Source organism: Sphingomonas glacialis (assembly GCF_014653575.1).
Lineage (GTDB): Bacteria > Pseudomonadota > Alphaproteobacteria > Sphingomonadales > Sphingomonadaceae > Sphingomonas > Sphingomonas glacialis.
The window spans coordinates 55,882-73,355 of record NZ_BNAQ01000001.1; the positions used below are offsets into that span (position 1 = coordinate 55,882).

18 protein-coding genes are annotated in these 17,474 nt (G+C 66.3%); 7 read left to right on the forward strand and 11 right to left on the reverse strand.

Translation table 11 applies throughout. From position 1 onward, the window contains the following. Positions 1 to 918, reverse strand: coding sequence for a rod shape-determining protein MreC (locus IE187_RS00225; RefSeq protein ID WP_189674631.1), 918 nt, complete (start codon positions 916 to 918; stop codon positions 1 to 3). Positions 919 to 1,038: 120 nt separating this feature from the next. Further along, positions 1,039 to 2,085 (reverse strand): rod shape-determining protein, encoded by a 1,047-nt coding sequence (locus IE187_RS00230; protein WP_010186326.1) that lies wholly within the window; start codon positions 2,083 to 2,085, stop codon positions 1,039 to 1,041. Between the two features lie 160 nt (positions 2,086 to 2,245). Between IE187_RS00230 and mutL the strand changes: the two genes are divergently transcribed. Beyond that, positions 2,246 to 4,081, forward strand: a complete 1,836-nt coding sequence (gene mutL / locus IE187_RS00235) for a DNA mismatch repair endonuclease MutL (RefSeq protein ID WP_189674632.1) — start codon at positions 2,246 to 2,248, stop codon at positions 4,079 to 4,081. A 69-nt stretch (positions 4,082 to 4,150) separates the two neighbouring features. Continuing rightward, positions 4,151 to 4,531 (forward strand): hypothetical protein, encoded by a 381-nt coding sequence (locus tag IE187_RS00240; protein WP_189674633.1) that lies wholly within the window; start codon positions 4,151 to 4,153, stop codon positions 4,529 to 4,531. Between the two features lie 274 nt (positions 4,532 to 4,805). On the opposite strand, the gene rplI is transcribed toward IE187_RS00240, so the two are convergent. From rplI to IE187_RS00260, 4 genes are all read right to left on the reverse strand, one after another. Continuing rightward, positions 4,806 to 5,405 (reverse strand): 50S ribosomal protein L9, encoded by a 600-nt coding sequence (gene rplI, locus IE187_RS00245; protein ID WP_133188026.1) that lies wholly within the window; start codon positions 5,403 to 5,405, stop codon positions 4,806 to 4,808. 12 nt (positions 5,406 to 5,417) lie between these two features. Further along, positions 5,418 to 5,642: a 30S ribosomal protein S18 gene (gene rpsR, locus IE187_RS00250; RefSeq protein WP_010186331.1), complete on the reverse strand. Its 225-nt coding sequence runs from the start codon at positions 5,640 to 5,642 to the stop codon at positions 5,418 to 5,420. A gap of 14 nt (positions 5,643 to 5,656) precedes the next feature. Further along, entirely contained in the window at positions 5,657 to 6,091 is a 435-nt protein-coding gene (gene rpsF, locus IE187_RS00255) for a 30S ribosomal protein S6 (RefSeq protein WP_133188028.1), read from the reverse strand. A gap of 186 nt (positions 6,092 to 6,277) precedes the next feature. After that, complete coding sequence (locus tag IE187_RS00260; RefSeq protein WP_189674634.1) at positions 6,278 to 6,649, reverse strand: RcnB family protein; 372 nt, start codon at positions 6,647 to 6,649, stop codon at positions 6,278 to 6,280. Positions 6,650 to 6,868: 219 nt separating this feature from the next. Here IE187_RS00260 and fabD point away from each other — a divergent pair, with 219 nt between their 5' ends. From fabD to mltG, 5 genes are all read left to right on the forward strand, one after another. After that, positions 6,869 to 7,828 (forward strand): ACP S-malonyltransferase, encoded by a 960-nt coding sequence (fabD, locus tag IE187_RS00265; RefSeq protein WP_189674635.1) that lies wholly within the window; start codon positions 6,869 to 6,871, stop codon positions 7,826 to 7,828. Positions 7,829 to 7,914: 86 nt separating this feature from the next. Then, positions 7,915 to 8,655, forward strand: coding sequence for a 3-oxoacyl-[acyl-carrier-protein] reductase (fabG, locus tag IE187_RS00270; RefSeq protein WP_133188036.1), 741 nt, complete (start codon positions 7,915 to 7,917; stop codon positions 8,653 to 8,655). Positions 8,656 to 8,749: 94 nt separating this feature from the next. Further along, entirely contained in the window at positions 8,750 to 8,986 is a 237-nt protein-coding gene (locus tag IE187_RS00275; RefSeq protein WP_010186338.1) for an acyl carrier protein, read from the forward strand. A 123-nt stretch (positions 8,987 to 9,109) separates the two neighbouring features. Next, complete coding sequence (gene fabF / locus IE187_RS00280; protein WP_189674636.1) at positions 9,110 to 10,369, forward strand: beta-ketoacyl-ACP synthase II; 1,260 nt, start codon at positions 9,110 to 9,112, stop codon at positions 10,367 to 10,369. A 75-nt stretch (positions 10,370 to 10,444) separates the two neighbouring features. After that, the gene (gene mltG / locus IE187_RS00285; RefSeq protein ID WP_189674637.1) at positions 10,445 to 11,410 is read left to right on the forward strand and encodes an endolytic transglycosylase MltG; all 966 of its coding nucleotides are present in this window, start codon (positions 10,445 to 10,447) and stop codon (positions 11,408 to 11,410) included. Positions 11,411 to 11,563: 153 nt separating this feature from the next. Here the strand turns inward: mltG and eda are convergent, their stop codons facing one another. From eda to zwf, 5 genes are all read right to left on the reverse strand, one after another. Beyond that, positions 11,564 to 12,175 carry a bifunctional 4-hydroxy-2-oxoglutarate aldolase/2-dehydro-3-deoxy-phosphogluconate aldolase gene (eda, locus tag IE187_RS00290; protein WP_133188042.1) on the reverse strand — a complete coding sequence of 204 codons (612 nt, stop codon included), beginning with the start codon at positions 12,173 to 12,175 and terminating at the stop codon, positions 11,564 to 11,566. Then, entirely contained in the window at positions 12,172 to 13,140 is a 969-nt protein-coding gene (gene glk, locus IE187_RS00295; RefSeq protein WP_189674638.1) for a glucokinase, read from the reverse strand. Before glk ends, eda begins: the two co-directional genes overlap by 4 nt. A 63-nt stretch (positions 13,141 to 13,203) precedes the next feature. Further along, the gene (gene edd, locus IE187_RS00300; RefSeq protein ID WP_189674639.1) at positions 13,204 to 15,024 is read right to left on the reverse strand and encodes a phosphogluconate dehydratase; all 1,821 of its coding nucleotides are present in this window, start codon (positions 15,022 to 15,024) and stop codon (positions 13,204 to 13,206) included. Positions 15,025 to 15,052: 28 nt separating this feature from the next. After that, positions 15,053 to 15,769 carry a 6-phosphogluconolactonase gene (gene pgl / locus IE187_RS00305; protein WP_189674640.1) on the reverse strand — a complete coding sequence of 239 codons (717 nt, stop codon included), beginning with the start codon at positions 15,767 to 15,769 and terminating at the stop codon, positions 15,053 to 15,055. 174 nt (positions 15,770 to 15,943) lie between these two features. Next, complete coding sequence (zwf, locus tag IE187_RS00310) at positions 15,944 to 17,410, reverse strand: glucose-6-phosphate dehydrogenase (protein ID WP_189674641.1); 1,467 nt, start codon at positions 17,408 to 17,410, stop codon at positions 15,944 to 15,946. Between the last annotated feature and the right edge of the window lie 64 nt (positions 17,411 to 17,474).

A 17,474-nucleotide genomic window follows, 5' to 3' on the forward strand; every position in this document is an offset into this window, starting at 1 on the left:
TCACGGCTTCTTCTTGGGCGGACGCGGCGTGGCCGTCGCCTTGGGCTGCGGCGCGGGGACTGGGATCGGCGGCGCGGGCGGCATGAAAGCGCGCTGGACGAGCGCATAATCGACCGTATCGGCCTGCGTGAACGCGCGCGCAATCGCGGCATCGCGTCCACGCCGCAGGACGCGCACGACGGGGACGTCGGGCGGATAGATGCCGCCTGTTCCCGACGTCACGAACACATCGCCCGGCGCGAAATCGGTCGTCGCCGAAGCGACCGACTTGACGTCGATCAGCCCGTCGCCGCGTCCGGTCGCGAGCGCGGGCACGCCGTCGCGCGTGCGGCGCACCGGCACGACGCTTTCCGGGTCGCTCAGCAACAGCACGCGGGCGCTGTTTGGCCCCGCCTCGAGCACACGGCCGATCAGCCCCTCGGGCCCGCGCACCGGCTGGCCGCTTGCGACGCCCTGCCACGATCCAGCGTTGAGCACGGCGACGCGCCGCGTGCTCGACGCCGATGAACTGACGAGCCGCGCGGTGACGACGGGTTCCGATATCCGTTCGCGGACCTGGAGCAACGCGAGCAGGCGGCGGTTCTCATAGGAGAGCGAGCGCGCGCGCAGAAACAGCGCATGCTGCGCGGCAAGCTGCTTGCGCAGCGCGGCGTTCTGGTCGTGCACCGCGAAATAGCTGCCGATCCCGCCGGGAATCGCGCCGATCCCGCGGCCGACGCCCGCCAGCCCCGACGACAGTGGCGTACTCACTTCGGCGACGCTCGCGCGCAATGCTGCAAAGGCGACGGGGTCCAAAGTCGACAAGGCAAGCAGCACCGCCCCGACGAGCGACCCCGCTACGGCGACGACATATCCTGCAAAAAGGCTGTATTGCGCCCGCCGCGAAAACCCCGGACGCCGATTGCGAGGCGGCGCCATCATACCCCCATCAAAAAGCCCGAGGGCCAGTAAAAACCTTGTTTCGCCTTACGCGATGTGCCGCGCCCTGAGTAGGGTCAATCCCTCGGCCCAGACCGCGCAACGGCTCACTTCACCGCGTCACGCGCTGTGGAGGACGCCGCGATAGACCGGATCCTCGAGCGCGCGGCCGGTGCCGAGCGCGACGCAGGTGAGGGGGTCGTCGGCGATCGTGACGGGCAGGCCGGTCTCGTCGCGCAGCACTTCGTCGATGCCCTTGAGCAGCGCGCCGCCGCCGGTGAGGACGATGCCCTGGTCGACGATGTCGGCCGCCAGCTCGGGCGCGGTGTTCTCGAGCGCGATGCGGACGCCCTCGACGATCTGGCCGACGGGCTCGGAGAGCGCTTCGGCGATCTGGCCCTGGTTGATCTGGATTTCCTTGGGAACGCCGTTGACGAGATCGCGGCCCTTGACGTGGATCGTGAGACCGATGCCGTCCGCCGGCGGCTTGGCGACGCCGACTTCCTGCTTGATCCGCTCGGCGGTCGCGTCGCCGATCAGGAGGTTGTGGTTGCGACGGACGTAGGAGACGATCGCCTCGTCCATCTTGTCGCCGCCGACGCGCACCGACGTCGTGTAGGCGAGGCCGCGCAGCGAAAGCACGGCAACTTCGGTCGTGCCACCGCCGATGTCGACGACCATCGAGCCGATCGGCTCGGTGACGGGCATGTCGGCGCCGATCGCGGCGGCCATCGGCTCCTCGATCAGCCAGACCTGGCTGGCCCCGGCGTTCGACGCGGCATCGCGGATCGCGCGGCGCTCGACCGATGTCGACCCCGACGGCACGCAGATCACGATCTGCGGCCAGCGCATGAAGCGGCGTTGGCCGCCATGCACCTTGTGGATGAAGTGCTTGATCATCTGCTCGGCGACGTCGATGTCGGCGATGACGCCGTCGCGTAAGGGGCGGATCGCCTGGATGCTGTCGGGGGTCTTGCCCATCATCAGCTTGGCGTCGTCGCCGACGGCCTTGACGCGCTTGACGCCGTTCAAGGTCTCGACCGCGACGACCGACGGTTCGTTGAGCACGATGCCCTTGCCGCGCAGATAGACCACCGTGTTGGCGGTCCCCAGATCGATCGCCATGTCATGGGAGGAAAAGCGGAAGAGATTCGAGAAAAAGCCCATGGATCGTTCCGTTTCACGCCGGACTTAGTGAACTGCCGACAGGTCGCACAATATCGTGACGTCGCTTACAACCAAGGCGTTCAGCGCGGCGGTGAAACCGCTCTGATACGTGGTGGAATGCGGGTCGCGGGAGGCCTGCGATTGGGCTAGAGCCTGCACCATGTCAATACGCCGCCTGCCCGAACATCTCGTCAATCGTATCGCTGCCGGTGAAGTGGTCGAAAGGCCCGCCAGCGCGTTGAAGGAGCTGGTCGAAAATGCGGTCGACGCCGGCGCCACCCGCATCGCTGTGCGCCTGGCGGGCGGGGGAACCGACCTTGTCGAGGTAACCGACGACGGCTGCGGCATGACGCCCGAAGACATGGCGCTCGCGCTCGAGCGGCACGCCACTTCGAAGCTTCCCGACGAGGCTATCGAAAACGTCAGCACGCTCGGTTTTCGCGGCGAGGCGTTGCCCTCGATCGCGAGCGTCGCGCGGATGACGCTCGAGAGCCGGGTGCGCGGTGAAGAAGGCTGGGCGCGCGTCGTCGATAACGGTGTGGTCGTGTCCGAAGGCCCCGCCGCGATTCCCCCGGGGACGCGCGTCCGGGTCGAGGCTTTGTTCGAGCGAGTACCCGCGCGGCGCAAGTTCCTGCGCTCACCGCGTAGCGAGTTCGCCGCGTGCCTCGACGTGGTCAAGCGGCTCGCGATGGCGCGGCCCGATATCGGCTTCTCGGTCGAGCATGACGGGCGGCGCTCGCTCGGCGTGGCCGGCGGCGAGACGCTCCCCGACCGCGTGGCGGCGCTGACCGATCGCGGGCTGGTCGACAATGGGGTGGGGATCGATTTCGTCCGCGAGGGGATCGGGCTGGGCGGGATCGCCGGGCTGCCGACCTTCAACCGCGGCGTGGCGGACCATCAATATCTGTTCGTCAACGGGCGGCCGGTGAAGGATCGGCTGCTGATCGGCGCGATTCGCGGGGCGTATGCCGAGATGATGCCGCGCGACCGGCACGCCGTGGTGGCGCTGTTTCTCGACGTTCCGCCCGACGCGGTCGATGTCAACGTCCATCCCGCGAAGACCGAGGTGCGCTTCCGCGATCCGGCGATGGTGCGCGGATTGATCGTCAGTGGCTTGCGGCGGGCCTTGGACGAGGCGGGACATCGCAGCCAGTCGGCCCCCGAAAGCGCGCTAGCTGCCTGGACGCAAGAGCAAAGCCCCTCCCCTTCAGGGGAGGGGTTGGGGTGGGGCCGTGTGCCACAAGACGAGGCGCCTGCTTTTTGGTCAGCCGTCCCCACCCCCAACCCCTCCCCTGAAGGGGAGGGGCTTTCACTGGATCAGCGTTCGTACGCGCTCAACGAGCGCCGCAGCGTCTTCACCCCGCCGCCGCAGGCCCGCGCCGAACCCGCTTATGCCCCCCCGCCCGAAACGATCGACTTCCCGCTCGGCGTCGCCCGCGGCCAAGTCGCGAAAACCTACATCGTCGCCGAGAGCCCCGACGGGCTGATCCTCGTCGATCAGCACGCCGCGCACGAACGGCTCGTGCTCGAACGGATGCGCAAGGCGATGGCGAGCGGCGGCGTCTCCTCGCAGGCGCTGCTCCTCCCCGAAGTGATCGAACTCGACGAACCGGCTTGCGATCGGCTCGAAGCGCGCGCGGCCGAGCTCAGCGAATTCGGCCTCGATCTCGACCGCTTTGGCCCGCATGCGATGCTGGTGCGCGGCGTGCCCGCAATGCTCGGGCAAAGCGATGTTACCGGGCTCGTCACCGATCTCGCCGACGAACTCGCCGCGTTCGACGAGGCGCTGTCGCTGCGAGAACGGCTCGACCATGTCGCGGCGACGATGGCCTGCCACGGCTCGGTCCGCGCCGGGCGGATCCTGTCGGTTGCCGAGATGAACGCGCTCCTGCGCGAAATGGAAGTCACCCCGCATTCTGGGCAGTGCAACCACGGACGGCCGACGTGGGTGAAGCTCGCACATGGCGATATCGAAAAGCTGTTCGGACGCAAATAGCGGGTCGGCCCGCCGCGCATCAACCGCTTTTCAACGCTTGGTCTGCTACCGCTCGCCCCGGAGGCGAGGATGTACAAGATCACGGTCGATCGCGGTCATGCGCTGGTCAAGATCGAGATGCGCGCGATGCTCGATGTCGCCGATAGTGCGCGGCTCGTGTCCGAGCTGAACGCGCAGATCACGGAGGCGCGCCTCGCAAGCTATGCGCTGATCCTCGATATCGCGCAGTGTCCGATCCAGTCGCAGGAGATGATCGCCGCGATGGGCGAGCATCTGACGAAGATGCAGCGCGTCCGCGCGATCGCGATTGTCACGGGCGCGATGCTCGCGCGGCTGCAGGTCCGCCGGATCTTCTCGCAGCCCTTTACCCGCTTCACTTCGACCTATGACGAGGCGTTGCGCTGGGTGCTTTCGGGCGTCGAGCCCGGCGGCGCCTCGACACCAGGGTGAAAGCAAGAAAGCTTTCCAAAAGCTGAACCTTTGCCGGGGTCGCGCATTCTAGAGGCAACCCCTGCAAAACAGTTCAGCAAAGCGATTCGCCCAATGGCCAAAGTTCTCCCGGTTGTCCTCGCCCTAATCCCGTTCGCAGCGCTCGTCGGCGCGTGCGCCGTGACAGGCTAAACCCGCTCCGCTCCAGCCCCCTCTCCCCGGGGCGGAGACCAAGAAAAGGGCCGCCCGGATTGCTCCGGACGGCCCTTTTTTTGTCGACAGACGCTGCAAAGGCTTAGGCCTCTGCGGTCGCCTCGTCCGAAGTGTTCGACACTTCGGCGGTCGCGCCAGGCTCGGCGTTGGGATCGTAATCCTCGACGAAACCGGCCTCGTCCTTTTCGAACATGGCTTCCATGACGTTGACGCCATCGGCCTGCATCTTCGCCTCTTCGGGCGAACGGGCGATATTGACCTTGATCGTCACGGCCACTTCCGGGTGGAGCGAAACCTTGACCTCATAGAGGCCGATCGCCTTGATCGGCTTGTTGAGCACGATCGCCGACTTCGGCACCTTGTGGCCTTCGGCCTCGAGCCCGTCGATCAGATCGCGAACCGCGACCGAACCGTAGAGCTGACCGGTGTTCGACGACTGACGGATCAGCGTCAGCGTGATGCCGTCGATCGTCTTGGCTTCGACCTCGGCCTCGGTGCGCTTCACAGCGTTGTCGGCCACGATCTTCTCGCGGTTCTTCTCGAAGACCTTGCGGTTGGCTTCGTTCGAACGCAGCGCCTTCTTGTTCGGCAGGAGGAAGTTGCGGGCGAACCCGTCCTTCACCTTGACGACGTCGCCGATGTTGCCGAGCTTCTCGACGCGTTCCAGCAGGATGATATCCATCTGTTGGGCCCCTTACTTAACGATGTAGGGCAGCAGGCCCAGATGGCGCGAACGCTTGATCGCCTGGGCGAGCTCACGCTGCTTCTTGCCGCTCACCGAAGTGATGCGGCTGGGAACGATCTTGCCACGCTCGGACACGAAGCCCTGGAGCAACCGGACGTCCTTATAGTCGATCCGGGGGGCATCCTTGGCCGAGAACGGGCAGGACTTGCGGCGGCGGAAAAATGGGCGTGCCATTGTCTATAACTCCCTTATTCGCCGTCGAAGCTGCGGCGGGGGCGATCTTCACGATCACCACGGTCGGGACGATCGCCACGGCCTTCACGGCCGCCCTCGCGGTCGCCACGACGCTCACGGTCGCGGTCCGACTTGCGCATCATGACGCTCGGGCCTTCTTCCGAGGCATCGATCTTGACGGTCATGTAGCGGATGATGTCTTCGTTGATCTGCGTCTGGCGCTCCAACTCGGCGATCACGTTACCCGGGGCATCGATCTCGAGCATGACGTAATGCGCCTTGCGGTTCTTCGCGATCTTGTACGCGAGGCTGCGCAGACCCCAATTCTCGGTCTTGACGACCCGACCTTCGTTGTCGTTGACAATCTTGGTGGCGATTTCCGCCAGAGCGTCCACCTGCGCCTGTGCCAGATCCTGGCGCGCAAGGAACACGTGCTCGTATAGAGCCATGTGTCTCGTCTTTCATTCTTGGCCGATCGCTGACGCCCGCACCATGCGAGACGCCCCTCCGGCTATCTTCAGTAAATTGGCGTCTTCAATAGCAACCGGGGCGGAAATCGTGCGCTCTCCACCCCGATCGGTGTGCCATAGCGAAATCGCTGCGGAAGGCAAGCCTCCCGCGCCGGTTCGTGGGTCTTAGTTGAACGCGCCGCCAAGCACAGCGCCGATCAGGCCGCCGCTGAGTGCGACGAGGACGGCGTCGTTCCCCGAGCGCACCCAGTGATAGCCGCGCGGCGGGGCGTAGAGGCGACGGCCGCGATACTGGCGCCAATCGCGGATCTCCTGATAATTGTTGGCATAGCGGCGATCGAAGCGCTGGCCGCGCGCCCAGCGACGAGCTTGCTGCGGCCGGACGACGCGACGCTCTGTAACGACGGTGCGGCCATTGGGCTGCTGACGGATCACTGTGGTGCGGCGCTCGTCGCGCTGCTGGGCCGATGCGCCGGTTGCGGCAAGCGGGCTCAGAATCGACGATGCAGCGAGGGCTGCGAGAATGAACTTGTTCATGATGAACTCCTTGTTTCGGACGGCGCCTTAACTCCCGGCGTCGAACCCAATCTAGGAAGCGTTTGTCGCGCATCCGTGACGACCAGAACCCGAAATGGTCGCAAAGTGTCCCGGCCGGAACGGTCCCGTTCAGCTTGGGTGCTGCCGTGGATGTTGCCCGCCCGGTTCTTGACGCGGGTTTGGCCGAGCGCCTAACCGCCCGGGCAAAGGAGTATCATGATGCGTGCGTTTATCTTTCCGGGGCAAGGCAGTCAGTCGGTCGGCATGGGCAAGGCACTCGCCGAAGCCAGTGCGGTTGCACGCGCGGTGTTCCAGGAAGTCGACGATGCGCTCGGTCAGCATCTTTTTCGGCTGATGTCGGATGGTCCTAAGGAACAGCTCGAGCTGACCGAGAATGCGCAACCGGCGATCATGGCCAACGCGATCGCGACGCTGCGCGTGCTAGAACAAGAGGGCGGCGTCCGCCTTGCCGACAAGGCCGATTACGTCGCGGGCCATTCGCTCGGGGAATATACCGCGTTGTGCGCGGCCGGCGCCATCGATCTGGCGACGACCGCGCGGCTGCTCAAGCTGCGCGGCCAGGCGATGCAAGCGGCCGTGCCAGTCGGCGTTGGCGCGATGGCGGCATTGCTCGGCGCGGATCTCGCCAAGGCGCGCGCGATTGCCGAGGCCGCCGCCGCGGGCCCTACGCTGGAAGGCCGAGACTCATGGGTCTGCACGATCGCCAATGACAACGATGTGTCGCAGGTGGTGATCTCGGGCCACCGCGGCGCGATCGAACGCGCGGTCGCGCTCGCTAAGGAGATGGGAGCCAAGCGCGCGGTTCTGCTGCAGGTCTCGGCGCCGTTCCACTCCCCGCTGATGCAGGCCGCCGCCGATGCGATGGAAAAGGCTCTGGCGGAAGCCCGGATCGATGCTCCACTGGTGCCGCTGTTCGCCAATGTGACGGCGACGCCGGTCGGCGACCCCGACACGATCCGCCGCCTGTTGGTCGAGCAAGTGACGGGCATGGTGCGCTGGCGCGAATCCGTGCTGGCGCTGCAGGCAGCAGGGGTCGAGCGCTTCGTCGAATTCGGCGCGAAGGTACTGACGCCGATGGTCAATCGGATCGCGGGCGATGTCGAGGCGGTCAGCGTGGTGACGATGGACGATGTCGAGGCTTTGATTAAGGTCCTTTAGGAAGAGACGAAACGGTGAAAGAGGAGTGCGACGGATCGTCAACGATCCCCACTTCTCCGCGTGAATCAAATCTGGTGGAGAGTAGAATGTTCGACCTAACAGGCATGACCGCGCTCGTGACCGGGGCCTCCGGCGGGATCGGCTCGGCGATCGCTCAGGCGCTGGCGGCGCAGGGTGCGCGGCTTGCGGTTTCGGGCTCCAACGTCGCCAAGCTCGAGGCGTTTCGCGACAGCCTCGGCGGCGAGCATGTCGCGCTGCCGTGCGATCTGTCGGATGGTGCCGCGGTCGATGCGCTCGTGCCCGCCGCGGTCGAGGCGCTGGGCGGCAAGCTCGACATCCTCGTCAACAATGGCGGCATCACGCGCGACAATCTCGTCATGCGGATGAAGGACGACGAGTGGGATCAAGTGATCCGCGTCAATCTCGAGGCCGCCTTCCGCCTCGCGCGCGCGGCGGCGCGGCCGATGATGAAGGCGCGCTTCGGGCGAATCGTGTCGATCACCTCAGTCGTCGGGACGACCGGAAATCCGGGCCAGGCGAACTACGCCGCGTCAAAGGGCGCGCTCACCGCAATGTCGAAGGCGCTCGCGCAGGAACTCGCCAGCCGCGGCATCACCGTCAACTGCGTCGCACCCGGTTTCATCGCCTCCCCGATGACCGAAACGCTGCCCGATGCTCAGAAAGATGCGCTCAACGCCCGCATTCCCATGGGAAAAATGGGCGCGGGGGCAGACATCGGCGCGGCAGTGGTCTATCTCTCGAGCCGCGAGGCGGGCTATGTCACCGGACAGACGCTGCACGTCAACGGCGGCATGGCCATGATCTAAAGGGGATCTGAGTGTCCCTACTTGCAAGCCTCGGACGCGCGTTCTACGTGCGTTCAGGAATTCCAACACCCCCATCGATAGAGGGACGATACACATGAGCGAGACCGCAGACCGCGTTAAGAAAATCGTCGTCGAGCATCTCGGCGTTGAAGCCGACAAGGTGACCGAAGACGCGAGCTTCATCGACGATCTGGGCGCGGACAGCCTCGACATCGTCGAGCTCGTCATGGCCTTCGAAGAAGAATTCGAAGTCGAGATCCCCGACGATGCCGCCGAGAAGATCACGACCGTCAAGGACGCGATCACCTTCATCGACGAGCACAAGAGCTGAGCCTAGCGCTTTTAGCGCGGCCGCACGGCTGATGTACAGGAACGGCTCCCCGTCCCAGGGCAATGACCGGGGGTGGGGGGCCGTTCCCATTTACGAAGATCAAGAATTTACACGGAGATGGCCATGCGGCGTGTTGTCGTAACCGGACTGGGGCTCGTGACGCCGCTCGGCGCCGATGTCGAAACCGCCTGGGCGAATATTCTCGCGGCGAAATCGGGCGCGGGGACGATCACGCGCTTCGACGCGACCGATTATGCCTGCACGATCGCGTGCGAGGTCAAGCCCGCCGACCATCCCTATGGCTTCGACCCCAACAAGCGCGTCGACCACAAGGTCCAGCGCCAGGTCGATCCGTTCATCATCTACGGCATCGATGCCGCCGGCCAGGCGCTCGAGGATGCCGGACTACTCGACATGACGCTCGAGCAGAAATATCGCGCCGGCTGCTCGATCGGCGCCGGCATCGGCGGCCTGCCGGGAATCGCCAGCGAATCGATCGTGTTGCACGAAAAGGGCCCGCGCCGCGTCAGCCCGCACTTCGTCCATGGTCGCCTCATCAACCTCATCACCGGCCAGGTGCAGATCAAATACGGCCTGATGGGCCCCAACCACGCCGTCGTCACCGCTTGCTCGACCGGCGCGCATTCGATCGGCGACGCCGCGCGGATGATCGCGATGGACGATGCCGACGTGATGCTGGCAGGCGGCGCCGAGGGTGCGATCTGCCCCTTGGGCATCGCCGGCTTCTCGCAGGCACGCGCGCTGTCGACCAATTTCAACGCAACCCCCGAAAAGGGCAGCCGCCCGTACGACAAGGATCGCGACGGCTTCGTGATGGGCGAGGGCGCAGGCGTCGTCTGCCTCGAGGAATATGAGCATGCCAAGGCACGCGGCGCGAAGATCTATGCCGAGGTGATCGGCTATGGCCTGTCGGGTGACGCCTATCACGTCACCGCGCCGCATCCCGAGGGCTCGGGCGCGTTCCGGTCGATGGAAATGGCGATGCGCAAGTCGGGTCTCGAGCTCTCGGACATCGATTACATCAACGCGCACGGCACCTCGACCCCGCTCGGCGACGAGCTCGAGCTGAACGCGGTGCGCCGCCTGTTCGGCGACAATATCAAGACGATGTCGATGAGCTCGACCAAGTCGGCGATCGGGCATCTGCTCGGCGGCGCGGGCGCAGTCGAGAGCATCTTCTGCATCCTCGCGATGCGCGACCAGATCGTCCCGCCGACGCTCAACCTCGACAATCCGAGCGACAATTGCATCGGCGTCGACCTCGTGCCGCATGTCGCCAAGAAGCGTTCGGTCAAGGCGGTGCTCAACAATTCGTTCGGCTTCGGCGGGACGAATGCGAGCCTCGTCCTGCGCGCGATGTGACGGCGCGCCGTGCGTCCGCCCAAACGCGGCGCGCGGCGGCCGGCGCGCGGTTCAACCCGAAGCAAGGATAGCGCCATGCGCAAGGTCGGGTGCCTGGGACTGCTGATTGGCCTGGCGGCGGTCGCCGCGTTGCTGATCGTCGTGCAGATGTGGGGCGGCCGCGGGCCGCTCGCGCGTCCGATCAGCGTACAGATCGCGCCGGGCAGCAGTCTGGCAGCGGCCTCGGTCGAGCTCGAGAAATCGGGCGCGATCGCGTCGGCGAGCCGCTTCCGCATGTTCGCTAAGGTCTTCGGGGCGGACTCGCCGATCAAGGCGGGCGAATATCGCATTCCCGCGCATCTCAGCCAGGCCGATATCCTCAAGGTGTTGCAGGGCACCAAAACGATCCAGCGTTTCGTGACGATCCCGGAAGGGTGGCCCGCGGTGATGGTCAAGGACGCCCTCGACCGCGCGACCGAGCTAAAAGGCAGCGTCGAGGTGCCGCCCGAGGGCAGCGTGCTGCCCGACAGCTATGCCTTCCAGCGCGGCGACGAGCGCAGCTTCATCCTCAAACGGATGCAGAACGTGCGCAAACGCTACCTCGCCGCCGCCTGGGCGAAGCGCGCGCCGGGGCTAGCCGTGACGACGCCCGAGCAAGCGTTGATCCTCGCCTCGATCGTCGAGAAGGAAACCGGCAAGCCAAGCGAGCGTGCGATGGTTGCGGCGGTCTATTCGAACCGGTTGAAGCGCGGGATGATGCTGCAGGCTGACCCGACGATCATCTATCCGATCACCAAGGGGCGTCCGCTCGGGCGCAAGATCCTGCTGTCCGAGGTGCATGCGGTCAACGCGTACAACACCTATGCGATGGTCGGGCTGCCGGTCGGGCCGATCTGCAACCCCGGGCGCGCGTCGATCGACGCCGTGCTCAACCCCGCCAAGTCGAACGCGCTGTATTTCGTGGCGGACGGGTCAGGCGGGCATGTGTTTGCCGACACGCTCGAACAGCATAACGCCAATGTCGTGAAGTGGCGCGCGTATCGCGCGGCGCACGGGATCTAGCGGGGGGCGGCGCGAGCCTGTCGACGATCGCCCTCTGACCAATCAGAGCGTCACCCCGGCCGTGTGCCGGGGTCTACCGGGCCGCACATCCTGCACGCGCAGATCGCGCATCTCGGTGGACCCCGGCACGAGGCCGGGGGTGACGGGGAGGTCTTACCCGCGCAACCCGCTCGCAGCCCGCGCGATCGCCTCGACTTCTTCCATCGTCGCGCCCTTGGGCGTCACCCAGCTGCCGCCGACGCACAGCACCGGCTTGAAGCTCAGCCACTCGGGCGCGCTTGCTTCGGTTATGCCGCCGGTCGGGCAAAAGCTGCACTGGTAGAAGGGCGCGGCCAGCGCCTTGAGTGCCTTCAACCCGCCATTCGCCTCAGCCGGGAAGAACTTGAAGTTGGTGAGGCCGAGGTCGAGCCCGGTCATGATGTCGGCGGCGTTGGCGATGCCGGGCAGGAACGGCACGCCGCTCGCGATGATCGGCTTGGCGAGGCGCTCGGTCAGGCCGGGCGAGACGATGAACTCGGCCCCGGCATCGACCGCCTGCTTGAACTGATCGGGATTGACGACGGTGCCCGCACCGACGATCGCGCCGGGCACCTTCTTCATCTCGGCGATCGCCTCGAGCGCGGCGGGGGTGCGCAGCGTGACTTCGAGCACCTTCAGGCCGCCAGCGACGAGCGCCTCGGCAAGCGGGCGCGCGGTCGCGGCATCGTCGATCACCAGCACGGGGATGACGGCGCTGGTGCGCATGATGTCGGTGATGGTCGTCATAGCGTATGCTCCTGGGCAAAGGCGGCAGCCGCGCCGAACAGGCCGGGCTGCGGATAGGTGATGAGTTTGACCGGGATCGCCGCCATCCGGCCCTGGAAGCGGCCCTTGGCGGCGAAGCGCTCGGCAAAACCCGATTTGCGGATATGGTCCTTGAGCCGCAGCCCGAGCCCGCCCGCGATGACGACGGCGTTCGAGCCGTGTGCCAGCGCGAGATCGCCCGCGACTGCACCGAGCGCCATGCAAAAGCGATCGAGCGCGGCGACCGCAAGGCTGTCGCCCTCGTCGAGCGCCGAACTCCAGATCGCCTTGTCGTCGAGCCGCGTGATCGAACGATGCTCGATATGCGCGAGCGTCTCGTAGATCGCGACGATGCCGGGGCCCGAGACGACGCGCTCAGCCGACACACGCGTATAGGCGGTGCGCAGCCGCTTCACCATCGCATCCTCGATCGCGTCGAGCGGCGCGAAGTCGATATGCCCGCCTTCGGTTTCGAGCACGTGATAGCGCTCGGGCGTGCGCAGCACTTGCGCGACGCCGAGCCCGGTGCCGGGCCCGCAGACGGTGATCACGCCGTGCTCGGGGAAGGGTATGTCGGGACCGCACAGATGCAGGAAATCGCCATGATCGACTTGTGCGACAGCCTGGCCGACCGCGCCGAAATCGTTGATCAGCACGAAGTCGTCGACGTGGAGCCGTTCCTTGATCAGCGGCGGGCGGATGACCCAGGGGTTGTTGGTCAGCTTGATCACGTCGCCGCTGATCGGCGAGGCAACCGCGATCGCGGCTGCACGCGGCAGCGGGCGGCCGATCTGCTGGCCGAACGCCTCCCAGGCGGTCTGGAAACCGGCATATTCGGCGGTCTTGAGCGTGACCGGCTCGCCGAGCGTGACGACGCGGCCCGTGTCGACCTCCGCGATCGCGAAGCGCGCGTGCGTGCCGCCGATATCGACCGAAACGACTTCCATTCTAATCCCCTCCAATATCTCGCATCGTGCGCGCTGCTGCGTTGGCCGCAGCGCGTGGGGCAATTACCAGCCCATACCCGTTAGCAGCGGCGATGCCCCGCGCTCGGCCTCGTTCGCATTGGCGCGGAACAGGCCGAACAGTTCGCGGCCCATGCCGTCGGCCTCGGGCGGCGCGGTCGCGGGCACGCGCGCGGCCCACTCCACCGGATCGACCAAAGCCTCGAGCACACCCGCTTCGGCATCGAGCCGGATGATGTCGCCGTCGCGCACGCGCGACAACGGACCGTCGCCGAGTGCCTCGGGCGAGCAATGGATCGCCGCGGGCACCTTGCCGCTCGCGCCCGACATGCGCCCGTCGGTGACGAGCGCGACGCGGTAACCCCGGTTCTGGAGCACGCCGAGCGCGGGCGTGAGCTTGTGCAGCTCGGGCATGCCGTTGGCGCGGGGGCCCTGGAAGCGCATCACCACGACGACGTCGCGCGTCAGTTCGCCCGCCTGGAACGCGGCGAGCACCGCCGCCTGATCGTGGAACACCGCCGCCGGCGCCTCGATCGTCCAGCGATCGCGCTCGACCGCCGAGACCTTGATGCACGCGCGGCCGAGATTGCCGGTGAGGATGCGGAAGCCACCTTCGGGCGCGAACGGCGCGGCGGGGGTGCGGACGATAGTCTCGTCGCCGCTCGGGCCGGGATCGACCCAGGCGAGCGTGCCAGCGTCGTCGAGCCGCGGCTTGCGGCCGTAGTCGGTCATGTCCGCGCCCGCGACGGTCATCAGGTCGCGGTGGAGCAGCCCGGCATCGGCGAGTTCGCGGATGATGTACGGCATGCCGCCGGCATCCTCGAAGCCGTTCACGTCGGCCGCGCCATTGGGATAGACGCGCGCGACGAGCGGGACGGCCTTCGACAGGCGATCGAAATCTTCCCAGTCGATCACGATCCCGGCGCACGCCGCTATCGCGGGCAGATGCAGCAGATGATTGGTCGATCCGCCGGTCGCGAGCAAACCGATCGCCGCGTTAACGATCGCCTTTTCATCGACGCACAGGCCGATCGGGCGATAGCTGTCGCCGTGCCAGCCGATCTCGGTCACGCGGTGGACGGCGGCGCGCGTCAGTTCCTGGCGGAGCTTGGTGCCGGGGTTGATGAAGGCGGCGCCGGGCATGTGCAGGCCCATCATCTCCATCATCATCTGGTTCGAATTGGCGGTGCCGAAGAAGGTGCAGGTGCCCTTCGAATGATAGGCGCCGATCTCGGCCTCGAGCAGCGCATCGCGGCCGACCTTGCCCTCGGCATAGGCTTCGCGCACCTCGACCTTGGCCTTGTTGGGAAGGCCCGACGGCATCGGCCCGGCGGGGATCAGCACCATCGGCAGATGCCCGAAGCGCAAAGCCCCCATCAGCAGGCCCGGCACGATCTTGTCGCAGATGCCGAGCAACGCCGCGCCCTCGAACATGCCGTGGCTGAGCGCGATCGCGGTCGACAGCGCGATCGTGTCGCGGCTGAACAGCGACAGCTCCATGCCCGCATACCCTTGCGTCACGCCGTCGCACATCGCCGGCACGCCGCCGGCGACCTGCGCGGTCGCGCCGGCTTCGCGCGCCCAGACCTTCATCTGCTCGGGGTAGCGATAATACGGCGCGTGCGCCGACAGCATGTCGTTGTACGAGGTGACGATGCCGATGTTCATCGCCTTGCCCGCGGTGAGCGCGGGGCGATCCTCCTCGGTGCCGGCATAGGCATGCGCGGCGTTGGCGCAGCCCATTGCGGGCCGCTCGATATGCGTGTCGCGCGCCCGGCCGATCAGCGCGAGATAGGCGTCGCGCGTCGGCTTCGAGCGAGTGATGATGCGGTCTGTGACGGCCGCGATTTCGGAATGGAGGGTCACGACAATCTTCCCGGGGAGGGGTTGGAGATCATTCGGCGGCCCAGTGAATATCCACCGGCAGCTCGGCATCGGCAAGCACGCGTCCGATCGGATATTTCGACGACGGACCCTGCTTGATCGCGGCCTCGATCACCGACTTCTTGGCGTCGCCCGTTACCGCGATGATCAGCGCGCGCGCCGAGACGATCGCGGCGCGGCTGAGCGTGACGCGCGGGACGGGGGCTTCCTTGGGCAGCGGATCGGGCATCACGCCGAGCGCGCGGCGCTCGTTCGGGCCCGACAGCGCTTCGTCATAATCGGGGCCGGGGAAGATCGACGCGGTATGGCCGTCGGCGCCGACGCCGAGCAGGCACAAATCGAGCGGCCAGTGCAGATCCTGCATCAGCGCATCGGCCGAGCGGCCGGCGGCTTTGTAGTCGGCGGTCGCGGTCGGGACGATCGGCATGACGCGCGCGCCCTTCGGCAGGAACGCCTTGGCGATCATCGTGACGTTCGACAGCGGATCGCCGAGCGGCACGATGCGCTCGTCGACTGGGACGATCGTCACGCGCTTCCAGTCATGCTTGGCGGCGGCGAGCTTGGCGTAGATCGGGATCGGCGTCTTGCCGCCCGACAGTGCGATCACCGCCGCGCCGCGCGCGTCGATCGCGCTGTCGATGATGAAGCCGATGTCGCCGGCGACGGCCGCGGCCATCTCCTCGGCGTCTTCATAGTCCCACCATTCGATTTCGTGTTCGTCGCTCATGTCTTCTCTCTTTGCTTGCCCTCTCCCGCACGCGGGAGAGGCTACGGAGACTTGGTCGCGCTTCTTCAGCGCGGCCTAGTCGCAGTCGGTGAGGGTCTTCTTTTCGATCGTTGAAGAAGAAGGCCCTCACCCAACCCTCTCCCGCAAAGGGCGGGAGAGGGCTTTAAAAACGAACTACTCGTCTAGCCACGTAACCCCGTCGCGCTCGGTCAGCGCGATCGCGGCGCTCGGGCCCCAGCTGCCCGAGGCATAGCTTTTGGGCTTTATGTCGTTCGCCACCCAGCCGGCGCGGATCGCGTCGATCCACGTCCATTGCGCCTCGACCTCGTCGCGGCGAACGAACAGCGTCTGGTCGCCCTCGATCAGATCGAGCAGCAACCGCTCATAGGCGATACGCCGGCGCGAACCTGCGAACTCGGCATCGAGGCTGAGGTTCAACGGCACTTCGCGCAAACGAATCCCGTCGCGGTCGAGCCCGGGCTCCTTTGCCATCACCAGCAGCTGGACATATTCCTCGGGCTGCAGGCGGATCACCAGCACGTTGGGCTGGAGCAGCCCGCCACGGTTCGAGAACATCGAATGCGGCACGGGCTTGAACTGGATCGCGATCTCGGAGCGCCGCGTCGGCATGCGCTTGCCGGTACGCAGGTAGAAGGGCACGCCCTGCCAGCGCCAATTGTCGACATGCGCCTTGATCGCGACGAAGGTCTCGGTCGTCGACGGCTTCTCGAGCTCGTCGATATAGCCCTTGACGATCTCGCCGCCGCTCGCGCCCGCGCCGTACTGGCCGGTCACAGTGTCGCGCGGCGCGTCCTGCGGCTCGATCGTGCGCAGCGAGCGGAAGACCTTGGCCTTTTCGTCGCGGATCGCATTGCCGTCGAAGCGGGCAGGGGGCTCCATCGCGATCAGCGCAAGCAATTGCAGCATGTGGTTGGCGACCATGTCGCGCAACGCGCCCGCGCCGTCATAATATGCCGCGCGCTCCTCGAGCCCGACGGTCTCGGAGATCGTGATCTGGACGTTGTCGATGCCGCGCGCATTCCACACCGGCTCGAACAACGAATTGCCGAAGCGCAGCGCCAGGATGTTCTGCACCGTCTCCTTGCCGAGGTAGTGATCGATCCGGAAGGTTCGCTCTTCGGGGAAGGCGGTCGCGACGGTGTCGTTGATCTCGCGGCTCGACGCGAGGTCGTAGCCGAGCGGCTTTTCGAGCCCGATGCGGACGGTCTCGCCGGCGAGGCCCGCCGAGTCGAGCCCGCGGATCACCGCTTCGAACAGCGACGGCGCGGTCGACAGGAAGATCGCGAGACCGCCGGCGACGTCGCCGACCTTGGCGGCGAGTTCCTTGTAATGCGCCATGTCGGTCGCATCGAGCGCCTGGTACTGGACGCGCTCGAGGAACGACTTGATCGCCTTGGCGTCCATCCGGTCCTTGGGGACAAACTTCTCGAGCGCTTCCTTGGCGAACTTGCGATAGCTCTCGTCGCTATTCTCCGAGCGCGCGGTGCCGGTGATCGTCAGCCCTTCGGGGAGGAGGCCGTCGGCGTGCAAGCCATAGAGCGAGGGCAACAACATGCGCTGCGCAAGGTCGCCGGTCGCGCCGAACAGAAGGAGTTTGCCGACGGGCGTGCGATTGGCCATGCGAAATTCGAGCTCCTGGGGAAGGCATCACCTAGGGAACGCCGGACGTCCCGCCAAGCTGAAA

Excerpts from the sequence above, each read along its gene's own strand:
- IE187_RS00275 (WP_010186338.1), top strand. The coding sequence starts at position 8,750 with ATGAGCGAGACCGCAGACCGCGTTAAGAAAATCGTCGTCGAGCATCTC.
- glk (WP_189674638.1), bottom strand. The coding sequence starts at position 13,140 with ATGGAAGTCGTTTCGGTCGATATCGGCGGCACGCACGCGCGCTTCGCG.
- mutL (WP_189674632.1), top strand. The coding sequence starts at position 2,246 with ATGTCAATACGCCGCCTGCCCGAACATCTCGTCAATCGTATCGCTGCC.
- rpsR (WP_010186331.1), bottom strand. The coding sequence starts at position 5,642 with ATGGCACGCCCATTTTTCCGCCGCCGCAAGTCCTGCCCGTTCTCGGCC.
- eda (WP_133188042.1), bottom strand. The coding sequence starts at position 12,175 with ATGACGACCATCACCGACATCATGCGCACCAGCGCCGTCATCCCCGTG.
- IE187_RS00230 (WP_010186326.1), bottom strand. The coding sequence starts at position 2,085 with ATGGGCTTTTTCTCGAATCTCTTCCGCTTTTCCTCCCATGACATGGCG.
- IE187_RS00240 (WP_189674633.1), top strand. The coding sequence starts at position 4,151 with ATGTACAAGATCACGGTCGATCGCGGTCATGCGCTGGTCAAGATCGAG.
- IE187_RS00225 (WP_189674631.1), bottom strand. The coding sequence starts at position 918 with ATGGCGCCGCCTCGCAATCGGCGTCCGGGGTTTTCGCGGCGGGCGCAA.
- fabG (WP_133188036.1), top strand. The coding sequence starts at position 7,915 with ATGTTCGACCTAACAGGCATGACCGCGCTCGTGACCGGGGCCTCCGGC.
- rpsF (WP_133188028.1), bottom strand. The coding sequence starts at position 6,091 with ATGGCTCTATACGAGCACGTGTTCCTTGCGCGCCAGGATCTGGCACAG.
- rplI (WP_133188026.1), bottom strand. The coding sequence starts at position 5,405 with ATGGATATCATCCTGCTGGAACGCGTCGAGAAGCTCGGCAACATCGGC.
- fabD (WP_189674635.1), top strand. The coding sequence starts at position 6,869 with ATGCGTGCGTTTATCTTTCCGGGGCAAGGCAGTCAGTCGGTCGGCATG.
- fabF (WP_189674636.1), top strand. The coding sequence starts at position 9,110 with ATGCGGCGTGTTGTCGTAACCGGACTGGGGCTCGTGACGCCGCTCGGC.
- IE187_RS00260 (WP_189674634.1), bottom strand. The coding sequence starts at position 6,649 with ATGAACAAGTTCATTCTCGCAGCCCTCGCTGCATCGTCGATTCTGAGC.
- pgl (WP_189674640.1), bottom strand. The coding sequence starts at position 15,769 with ATGAGCGACGAACACGAAATCGAATGGTGGGACTATGAAGACGCCGAG.
- mltG (WP_189674637.1), top strand. The coding sequence starts at position 10,445 with ATGCGCAAGGTCGGGTGCCTGGGACTGCTGATTGGCCTGGCGGCGGTC.
- zwf (WP_189674641.1), bottom strand. The coding sequence starts at position 17,410 with ATGGCCAATCGCACGCCCGTCGGCAAACTCCTTCTGTTCGGCGCGACC.